This window comes from Stenotrophomonas sp. PS02289, assembly GCF_029960115.1.
In the GTDB taxonomy this organism is placed as follows: domain Bacteria; phylum Pseudomonadota; class Gammaproteobacteria; order Xanthomonadales; family Xanthomonadaceae; genus Stenotrophomonas.
In genome coordinates, this window is record NZ_JASCOZ010000173.1 from 1 (window position 1) to 8,761 (window position 8,761).

At 66.7% G+C, this 8,761-nt stretch carries 6 protein-coding genes; 2 read left to right on the plus strand and 4 right to left on the minus strand.

All coding sequences use genetic code 11. The annotated features are described in order from the left end of the window. Positions 1-51 precede the first annotated feature (51 nt). Positions 52-846, minus strand: coding sequence for a dienelactone hydrolase family protein (locus QMX83_RS17975; RefSeq protein WP_282298011.1), 795 nt, complete (start codon positions 844-846; stop codon positions 52-54). A gap of 155 nt (positions 847-1,001) precedes the next feature. Between QMX83_RS17975 and QMX83_RS17980 the strand changes: the two genes are divergently transcribed. After that, complete coding sequence (locus QMX83_RS17980; RefSeq protein ID WP_282298012.1) at positions 1,002-2,255, plus strand: hypothetical protein; 1,254 nt, start codon at positions 1,002-1,004, stop codon at positions 2,253-2,255. A gap of 20 nt (positions 2,256-2,275) precedes the next feature. On the opposite strand, the gene murD is transcribed toward QMX83_RS17980, so the two are convergent. The 3 genes from murD to QMX83_RS17995 all read right to left on the minus strand — a co-directional run bounded on the left by murD (position 2,276) and on the right by QMX83_RS17995 (position 7,694). Beyond that, positions 2,276-3,685, minus strand: coding sequence for a UDP-N-acetylmuramoyl-L-alanine--D-glutamate ligase (gene murD / locus QMX83_RS17985; RefSeq protein ID WP_282298013.1), 1,410 nt, complete (start codon positions 3,683-3,685; stop codon positions 2,276-2,278). Next, positions 3,666-5,018 carry a UDP-N-acetyl-alpha-D-muramoyl-L-alanyl-L-glutamate epimerase gene (murL, locus tag QMX83_RS17990; RefSeq protein WP_282298014.1) on the minus strand — a complete coding sequence of 451 codons (1,353 nt, stop codon included), beginning with the start codon at positions 5,016-5,018 and terminating at the stop codon, positions 3,666-3,668. The genes murD and murL overlap by 20 nt, the downstream gene beginning before the upstream one ends. Positions 5,019-5,090: 72 nt before the next feature. Next, the gene (locus QMX83_RS17995; RefSeq protein ID WP_282298015.1) at positions 5,091-7,694 is read right to left on the minus strand and encodes a bifunctional aspartate kinase/diaminopimelate decarboxylase; all 2,604 of its coding nucleotides are present in this window, start codon (positions 7,692-7,694) and stop codon (positions 5,091-5,093) included. Positions 7,695-7,857: 163 nt separating this feature from the next. Between QMX83_RS17995 and QMX83_RS18000 the strand changes: the two genes are divergently transcribed. After that, positions 7,858-8,733 carry a PhzF family phenazine biosynthesis protein gene (locus tag QMX83_RS18000; RefSeq protein WP_282298016.1) on the plus strand — a complete coding sequence of 292 codons (876 nt, stop codon included), beginning with the start codon at positions 7,858-7,860 and terminating at the stop codon, positions 8,731-8,733. Positions 8,734-8,761: the final 28 nt, after the last annotated feature.

Here is an 8,761-nt window from a genome sequence, read left to right on the forward strand (position 1 = left end):
GGCCCAGGCGGTGCGTGGGCCGGCCAACGGCCGGCGCTACCGGTTCATGAACTACCGTTTTTCAAAGAGTCCTTCAAAGAACGAATCCAGGCTCTTCCACGCCCGCTTCGCCGCCCGCTCGTCATACGCACAACCCGGCGGGTTGTTCGCATCCGCCTCGGCAAAACAGTGCACCGCGCCGCTGTAATTGGTGAACTCCCAATCCACCTTGGCCGCATTCATTTCCTGCTCGAAGCCGCTGATGTCGGCCGCAGTGACGCTCTTGTCGTCCGCCCCGTTGAGCACCAGCACCGACGGGTGCGTGCCACCGGCCTTGGCCGGCAGCGGTGACCCCAGCCCGCCGTGCAGGCTGACCACACCCGCCAGCGGCGCGCCGGCACGGGCCAGTTCCAGCACGGTGGTGCCACCGAAGCAGAACCCGACCGCGCCGATCCGGCTGGCATCCAGCGGGGCACTGCCGGCCTGCGCCTTCAACACCTCCACCGCCTTGAGCGCACGTGCACGCAGCAGCGGGCGGTCGTTACGCAGCTTGGTCGCCACCGGACCCGCTTCGGCATCGGTCTTCGGGCGCACGCCCTTGCCGTACACATCGGCCACCAGCACCACGTAGTCGTCGCCGGCCAGCTTCTTGGCCTTTTCGATGGCCGAGGCGTTAACGCCCTTCCAGTTCGGCACCATCACCAGACCGGGCCGCTTGTCATTGTCTTCGTCGTCATAGACCAGCACGCCGCTGAAGGTGGTGCCGTCGTGCTGCCATTCGACCGGCTTGGCCTGCATGGCCGCCCAGGACGGCAGGGACGCCATGCCCAGTACCAGTGCCGCACCCCACTGCCATTGCTGCTTCATGCGCCTGCTCCATCGGTAAGGAAACCCAAGTGTATGTCGAGCCCCGCAACGAACTGTGCAGGCACCCCACAACCGGCTACATTACCGCCTGAACGTGCCCGTCATCTCTGCACGGTCCGGATCCGCGGTTCCCTTTCAACAAGGATGTCGCACTCATGCACGCGCTCTCCCGGCTTACCCTGCTCGTTACCGCGCTGCTGCTGATTCCCACCGCCGGAGCCGCCAGCGGTCCGCTGGAGGAGACGTTTACCGCATTTGCCCGCTGCGACGGCAGCTTCTTCAGAAGCCTGCACACCCACGCGGATACCTGGCGATCCCACGCGCGCCTGGCTACCGACGACAGCAACAGCTGGATTGAGGTTGGCGATCGCGGCAGCGAGCAGAACGCCGTCGTACTCCGTAATGCTCCCAGCGTTTCCGGGCTCCGGCTTGAGACGTACTTTGATAGATCCGTACAAATGGGCACGCTCGGCGGGTTGCTGCAGTGGGGGTTCACCGTTGACGCCCCGCTTGAGGTCGCACGCAAGCACCTTCTGCCTTTGGTGGACCATCCGGAACAGGTGCATTCAGGCCCCAAGTCCAGTGTACGCAACGAGTTTCGTGCTGGCGGGGAATGGCACCTTGGATTTTCTGAGGACGAACCAACGCTGCAGAAAAAGGTGGTCGACCGGATGCTGCTGCTGACATCGGAAGCACCCGGCAAAACCACGGTCAGCTGCTACCTGCAGGGCGCACTGGACGGGTCTCTTCTGGCGGAGCTTCGCCCGGACATTCCACGTACCCGCCATCCCATCCCAACGACAGTCAACGGCATCGCTGACGTACCGATCTCCGCAGACGCGCGCACGGGCCTTGACGTGGCGCTGCTGGCTCCAAGGCTTGCTTCTTTGACCTACAAGTACACGACGCTGGTGGATGGTCATGCAGAAAACCAGTTACCCGCACTGGTTGAGATGACGACTGAAGACGGACTGATCAATCAAACCGTTACTTACAGTCCAGCCCTCCGTATCGAGCGCCAGACGAAGGCTGGGCTCTTCCAGTTGAAGTCAAGTTCGAACCGCAGTGAAGGCCGCGTGCTGCTCAACCGTTGGTTCGACCTGAAAATCCCCAGTCGTTGGGAGCCGGGCTCAATCATCAGCGCCATATCAGACAGGGAATTCGTAGCGGGCAGCCCTGGCGAGAAGCCCGCCGATCTCGCCTTGGTCTGCCGCGTCGGCAAACGCTATCCCGCCTCGCGCATCCACGCTGCCTTGCCAGGCGATGCCATCCCGTTGGACTGTTCGGACAATGGCCCACGAGACGTCAAAGCCTTCATTGAAGCGCTGGGCGTCGCGCTGGACCTTGAGGGAACCTCCGGCGACAGCATTGTGGTCAACAAAATCCAGGATGTTGAGATCATTCGCTGAACATCTGCGGGATCAGCGAATTACTCGATTCCGATCCCCTGGATCGCCGTGATCGCATCCGGATCAAACCCGGCCAGCTGGGCAAAATGCCGCCCGCGCGCCACGTAGTCCTTGTACACGCCGTAGCTGGGTGCGCCGGGTGACAACAGCACCACCCCACCCTGCTCGCCCAGCGCGTCACAGGCGATCCGCACTGCCTCATCCAGATCGCCAGCGGCATGCAAGCCAAACCGGCCGGCCTCGGCCAGCGGCTGCAGAAGTGCATGGATGCGCGGGCCATTGGCCCCCATGGTGACGATCTCCACCGGCGGCACGTCATGCGCCATGTGCTGCATGAAATCCTGCCAGTCCAGGCCGCGGTCATGGCCGCCCACCAGCAGCGCGATGCGCTGGCCGGCAAAGCACTCCAGCGCCGCCAGACTGGCGTGCGGCGTGGTGCTGATGGAATCGTTGACGAAACGCAGGCCGTCGCGGGTGCCGATGGTCTGCAGCCGATTCGGCAGCGGGCGGAAGCTCTGCACCGCCGGAGCCAGCGCGACGGCGTCCAGGCCCAGCGCCTCGACAGCCGCCAGCACCGCGCACAGATTGCCGCGGTTGTGACGGCCGGGCAGCGGCGTGTTGGCGGTATCGAACACCGCCTGCTCACCGCGATACACCCACTCGCCGCGCATGTGCCAGCCCTGCGGCTGGTTGAACCACACGACTTCACTGCGCGCCAACTGCAAGGCGGCCAGATGCGGGTCGGCCGCATTGAGCACGGCGATGCGCGGTGCGGCCTCCGTGACCAACGATAATTTGTCTGCGATGTAGCGCGCTTCGCTGCCGTGCCAGTCCAGATGTTCCGGGAACAGGTTCAGCACCACGGCCACCTGCGGGTGCGCGCCACTGCGCGCGACTTCGCCGGTCTGGTAGCTGGACAGTTCCACCGCCCAGTACTGCGGAGCCGGCTGCGGCTCCAGCACTTCCAGCAGCGGCAGGCCGATGTTGCCGACCAGCCCGGTGCGCGCGCCACTGGCACGCAGCAGATGCGCCAGCAGCGAGGTGGTGGTGCTCTTGCCCTTGGTGCCGGTCACGCACACGGTGTCGCGTACGGTGCCGTCGGCGTCGGCGTGCTCGGCAAACCAGAGCGAGGTGCCGCCGATGAACTGCGTGCCCTGCTTGCCGGCGTGCTGTGCGGCCTCGCCATACGGGCTGATGCCGGGCGACTTGATCACCACCTCGAACGCCGCCAGCGCCTCGCCGCTGACGTCACTGCGCACGGTCAGCGCGCCCTGGGTCTCAGCGCGCGCCGCCTCGGCTTCAGCCTCCGGGCAGAACAGGGTCAGCGGCAGGGCGGGCAGTCGCTGGCGCAGCACGGCAAACGCCGCCCGCCCCTCACGTCCCCAGCCCCACAGCGCAACCCGCTTGCCGTCAAGCTGCGAAATTCGCACGCAGGCGCTCCCAGATCGCCGCCGGAATACGGTGTTCGCCTTCCAGCACCAGCAACGGCTCGATGCTCAATTCGGTCGCATCCAGCTGCGGCTGGATCTCCTGGATGAAGCGCTTGACCAGTACGTCTTCGCTCCACTCCGGACGCGACGCCAGGGTGGCCAGCGCGGCACGCGACTCACGGCCTTCGCCCACGCACTCGAACGGCTTGTGGTCCTGGAACTCGAGCAGCGCGTCGAAGCCACCCGCCTGTTCGGCGTCGTCCAGCAGGTTGCGGCCGAAGATGCGCACCAGGCGGGTCTTGGGCATGAACGGAGCCAGCGCCAGGAACACGAAGTGACACTTCGGGCAGACGCCGCACCAGCGGTTCACCGGGCGCTCGCCCAGGATGTGGAAGTTGCGGTTGCAACTGGAGAAATGCGCGTCGTAGAAATCGCTCTTGGCGAACTGGCGTGCCACCGCCAGCTCCGACAGCGGGCGCAGCAGCGAGTAGTAATGCAGGTCGGCGGCGACGTGCTTTTCCAGGTGCTCGCCGAAGGCCTGCTCGAATGCCCAGCCCTTCGACCACTGGTGGTTGACCTCGCCGGTGCCGGGAATCTGGCTGCCGTAGCTGGCCGAACGTTCGTTGGAGAACACCACCTGGTTTACGCACTGCAGCAAAGCGGCCAAGGCCATGATCGCCGAGTTCACCGCGGTGACCGGAATGTGGCCGTTCCAGGCCCCCTGGCGGTTCAGTTCGAACAGTTCCGGGGCCAGCACACGACCGATGTTCAACGTGGGCAGGCCGGTGCGCTCGGCACAGGCGCGGATCAGCTGCGAGCCCCCAATCCAGGTGACGGTCTCCTCGATGCCCAGCGCGCGCAGCGCCTCGATGCTGACCAGCGAATCCTTGCCGCCGCCAATGGCGACCAGCGCATGCTCGCGCAGGCCGGCCGCCGAAGCGGCCAGCGCTTCGCCCTGCACCGGCAGACGGAAGCGCCCGCGCAGGTTCAGGCCGTTGCGGTAGGCGAATTCACCCAGGCCGTTGAGGTACACCGCCTCCACCAGCGCGGCGGTATCGGCGTCGATGGCATAGCTGTCGATGCGCACATCTTCCGGCACCGCCGCCTTGTAGTAGCTGACGCCGGCAAACAGGTGCAGCAGGCGCAGGGCCTGCTCCACCGCCTGCGCGCGGGCCCCGTCCAGCAAGAACGGCGCGCCGGGAATGGTGACCGTCTCCACCAGCTCCGGCCCGTTGTCGAAGGCATAGACCAGCTGGGCCACACCGGTGTTTTCATCCAGCGTGCAGCGGACGAAACGGAACGTGGCAACCTGGTGTTTGTCGAAAGCAGTCATGGCATATCCGGTGAGGCGAGGCGTTTTCGCGGCGGTGCGCGAAGGCGTTCAGGTAAACGGTGCGGCGCGCAGTCAGGGCGTGTCATCGATCACGTCCTCGCGCGGCAGCGCACGCTGGTTGTAGGTATTGGCCATCACATAGCCGTAGGCACCGGCGTCGGCGATCAGCATCACGTCGTCCGGCGCGGTCGACACCGGCAGGCGGCGGCGCTTGCCGAACACGTCGCTGGACTCGCAGATCGGGCCGACCACATCGAACATCGCCTCGGCGTAACCGCCCAGACGGCTCAGGTTCTCGATGTCGTGCCAGGCGTCATACAGGGCCGGACGCATCAGCGTGTTCATGCCGGCATCCAGGCCGACGCGACGAATGCCGTCCTTTTCCACCACCTGCGTGGCGGTGGTCAGCAGCACGCCGGCTTCGGCCACGAGGTAGCGACCCGGCTCAATGGCCAGGCGGAACGCCGGATGCACCGCCTTGACCTCGGCCAGACCGACCGCCCAGGCGTCCAGGTCGAACGGCTCGTCGTCAGCGCTGTACGGAATGGGCAGGCCACCGCCGATGTCGATGGTTTCCACGCTGCCGATGCGGCGCGCGAAACCGGCCAGCTCGTCGCACATCAGACGCCAGTGCTGGGCGGTTTCCACACCACTGCCCAGGTGGGCGTGCAGGCCGACCACACGGGTGCCCAGCTCGGTGGCCAGGCGCACGAATTCATCGACGCGGGCGATCGGCAGCCCGAACTTGGAGTCCTTGCCACCGGTACGTACCTTGGCGTGGTGACCTTCGCCACGGCCCAGGTCCACGCGCAGCCACAGCTCGCGGTTGCGGAACAGGTCCGGCCAGCGCTGCAGGGCTTCGACGTTGTCCAGGGTGACGGTCACACCCAGCGCGAAGGCGGCTTCGTACTCGCCGCGCGGGGCGAAGCTGGGGGTGAACAGCACGCGACGCGGCGACAGCGCCGGCAGCGTGTTGAACACGTGCTTCAGTTCGCCGTGCGAGACGCATTCCAGGCCGAAGCCTTCCTGCTCCAGCACTTCCAGGATGGCCGGATGGCTGTTGGCCTTGATCGCGTAATAGCGCTGGTCAATCGGCTTGATCGCTGCCAGCGCACGGGCGCGGGCACGCACCGTGGGCAGGTTGTACACATAACGCGGGGTACCGGCCTGGGCCAGCTGCAGCAGGTGCTCACGCTGGCCCCGCCACCAGGCGGTTTCACGCGGGCGGATGGTGCCGGCAATCTCGCGCCAGCGCGGACCGAACACTTCGCCCTCTTCGACCGGCATCGCGCCGCTGTCGATCAGCTCGGCATGCAGGATCGGCAGCAGGCCATCAGCATCGGCCTCGTCGATGACGAAGGTCAGGTTCAGGTCGTTGGACGACTGCGAGATCATGTGCACGCGTTCGCGGCCGAAGGTGGCCCACACGTCCGACAGCTTGTGCAGCAGCGAACGCATGCCGCGCCCGACCAGGGTGATGGCCGCGCAGGGCACGATGATCTTGACCTTGCAGATCTGCGACAGGTCGGCTGACAGCGCCGCCAGCACGTCGGTGCTGACCAGGTTTTCAGACGGGTCCAGCGAGACGGTCACGTTGGTTTCGGCCGAACCGATCAGGTCCACCGACAGCCCGTGCTTCTTGAACAGCCCGAACACATCGGCCAGGAAGCCAACCTGCTGCCACATGCCGATGCCTTCCATCGACACCAGCACGATGCCGTTGCGACGGCTGATCGCCTTCACCCCCGGCACCGGCGCGGCACTGCCGTCGATGCTGGTGCCCGGCAGCTCCGGGCGTTCGGTGTCGAGGATCGCCATCGGCACGCCGGCGTCGCGGCACGGCTTGATCGAGCGCGGGTGCAGCACCTTGGCCCCGGTGGTGGCGATTTCCTGGGCTTCGTAATAGTCCAGGCGGGTCAGCAGGCGCGCATCGGGCACGTCCTTGGGATTGGCGCTGAACATACCCGGCACGTCGGTCCAGATTTCCACCCGGCTGGCACCGAGCAGCGCACCGAAGTACGCCGCCGAGGTATCCGAGCCGCCGCGGCCGAGAATGGCGGTGCCGCCATCGGCATGCTGGGAAATGAAGCCCTGGGTGATCAGCATGCGGGTGGGCTGGGCGTGGAAACGCGCGGCCCAGTCAGCGTCCGAGCGCCACTGGCAGTTCACCGACAGGCGCTGCGACCATTCGCTCTGGTTGGGCTGCGGCGGCAGCGCCTGCAGCCACTGGCGGGCATCCATCCAGCCGAAATCCAGGCCGCTGGCGCGCAGATACGCCGCGCCCAGGGTCGAGGACAGCAGCTCACCCTGGCCCAGCACTTCGGCCTGCCAGTCCAACGGACGAGCGGCGGCGCGCGGGTCATCGAGCAGACCCTGCAGCGCGTTCAGGCGCTCATCCAGCGCGCTGGCGTCCAGCGCCAGCTCGACCAGGAATTCGCGGTGACGGGCCACCAGTGCGTCCACGCGGGCACGGCTGTCGGCGGCCCCATCGGCAATGGCGGTCAGTTCGTTGGTGACCCCGGACAAGGCCGACACCACCACCAGCACGCGCGAGCCGGTTTCTTCCGCACGTTTTTTCGCCAGCTTCCCGATCGTGTCCCAGCGGTGACGACGCGACACGGAGGTGCCGCCGAACTTCAGTACGATCCAGCGATCGACAAGGGGGGAAGCTGACATGGAGAAAGGAATATAGGTAATGGAGGGGGTTCGCCCGGCACACCGGGACGAACCTCTGATTCTATGCCAAGCCCGGGCCCTGCTGGGCCACGATCCCACACCCGGCGGGCGGCATGGCGGCCCAGTTGTTAAGCTGCCTGCCCTTTCCCCGATCCGCATCGCCATGTCTTCGCGTCGTTTTCTGCAGTTGGATGTGTTTTCCCCCTACCCCGGTGCCGGCAACCCGCTGGCCGTGGTGCTGGACGCCGAAGGCCTGGACGAGGCCCGCATGCAGGCCATAGCGCGCTGGACCCGGCTGCCGGAAACCACCTTCGTCTTCGCCCCGCAGGCACCGGGCAGCAGCTACCGGATCCGCATGTTCAGCCCGCAGAAGGAAGTTCCTTTTGCCGGCCATCCCAGCGTCGGCACCGCGCACGCGGTGCTGGAAGCGGGACTGGCCGCCGCGGTGGACGGCGTGCTGGTGCAGGACGGTATTGCCGGCCAGCTGCCGCTGCGGATCAGCGGAGAAGGCGCGCAGCGCAGCATCGCCATCCGCACGCCGCGCGCGGCGGTGACCGAGGTGACCGCGGCCGACGACCCGCGCCTGCTGGCCGCGTTGCGCGGCTGGGCGCTGGGCGCACTGCCGCCGGCGCGCATGGACGGGGGGCGCAGCTGGTGGGTGGTCGAACTGGCCGATGAGGCCGCCCTGCGCGGCCTGACACCGGACTGGGACGCCATTGCGCAGCTGGCCGAGAGCACGGGCAGCATGGGCGTCTTCGCCTATGCCCGCAGCAGCGATGCGCACTATGACCTGGCGGTGCGCGCCTTCGTCGGCAACGGCCGGCGCTTTGAGGATGCCGCTTCAGGGGCCGCCAATGCGGTGCTGGCCGCGTGGCTGGATACCCGCAACGCCCTTCCGGGGAGCGGCCAGGACTACGTGGTGAGCCAGGGCCGCGAGGTCGGGCACGATGCGCGCCTGCATCTGCATATCGATGCGGAAGGCGACGTATGGTCGGGTGGGCAGGTGCAGACGGTGATCACCGGCACCATCGACTGGTAAGAACGTCGGGACACGCATGGCGTGTCCC

What these genes read in the sequence shown, in the direction of transcription:
- murL (WP_282298014.1), bottom strand. Translation starts at nt 5,018, where the DNA reads ATGACTGCTTTCGACAAACACCAGGTTGCCACGTTCCGTTTCGTCCGC.
- QMX83_RS17980 (WP_282298012.1), top strand. Translation starts at nt 1,002, where the DNA reads ATGCACGCGCTCTCCCGGCTTACCCTGCTCGTTACCGCGCTGCTGCTG.
- QMX83_RS17995 (WP_282298015.1), bottom strand. Translation starts at nt 7,694, where the DNA reads ATGTCAGCTTCCCCCCTTGTCGATCGCTGGATCGTACTGAAGTTCGGC.
- QMX83_RS18000 (WP_282298016.1), top strand. Translation starts at nt 7,858, where the DNA reads ATGTCTTCGCGTCGTTTTCTGCAGTTGGATGTGTTTTCCCCCTACCCC.
- QMX83_RS17975 (WP_282298011.1), bottom strand. Translation starts at nt 846, where the DNA reads ATGAAGCAGCAATGGCAGTGGGGTGCGGCACTGGTACTGGGCATGGCG.